This is a genomic window from Pseudomonas cedrina subsp. cedrina (assembly GCF_001983175.1).
Classification (GTDB): Bacteria; Pseudomonadota; Gammaproteobacteria; order Pseudomonadales; family Pseudomonadaceae; genus Aquipseudomonas; species Aquipseudomonas cedrina.
Genome location: NZ_MNPW01000054.1, coordinates 1 through 708, shown reverse-complemented (window position 1 = coordinate 708; position 708 = coordinate 1). Strand labels below are relative to the sequence as shown.

The 708-nt window shown below is 48.6% G+C and carries 1 rRNA gene; it reads left to right on the top strand.

The features are described 5' to 3' along the window. A 23S ribosomal RNA gene (locus tag BLL36_RS29985) occupies positions 1 to 414 on the top strand; the annotation flags it as partial. Between the last annotated feature and the right edge of the window lie 294 nt (positions 415 to 708).

Here is a 708-nt window from a genome sequence, read left to right as displayed (position 1 = left end):
GGTGTTTGGCACCTCGATGTCGGCTCATCGCATCCTGGGGCTGTAGTCGGTCCCAAGGGTTGGGCTGTTCGCCCATTAAAGCGGTACGCGAGCTGGGTTCAGAACGTCGTGAGACAGTTCGGTCCCTATCCGTCGTGGGCGTTGGAAGTTTGAGAGGAGCTGTCCTTAGTACGAGAGGACCGGGATGGACATACCGCTGGTGTACCAGTTGTTCCGCCAGGAGCATAGCTGGGTAGCTACGTATGGAAAGGATAAGTGCTGAAAGCATCTAAGCATGAAGCCCCCCTCAAGATGAGACTTCCCATCATTTTAAATGAGTAAGATCCCTCAGAGACGATGAGGTTAATAGGTTTGAGGTGGAAGCGTGGCGACACGTGGAGCTGACAAATACTAATCGATCGAGGACTTAACTAAATTCCTTCAATGTCTTGATTTACTCTTATTTAGTTTTCAAGGTACAAAGTTTCAGAGAGATTTGCTCTCTCAAAACTGAACCAAACAACACAGTATGTTTCATCCAAATTAGGATGTTCCGTAATGTCCAGCTGCAGCACCCAGCGACTAGCAAACTTCCTTCACCTCCGTACGATAAGTCAACATCGATTCACTTCGTTCATCGTGTTTCCTTTATCTCCTTCGGCTCAGTCCAGTCCGTACGTCGCTAAACGGGCGCTTCCGCCTTTGTTCTCTAAGCTGCATCATTGGATT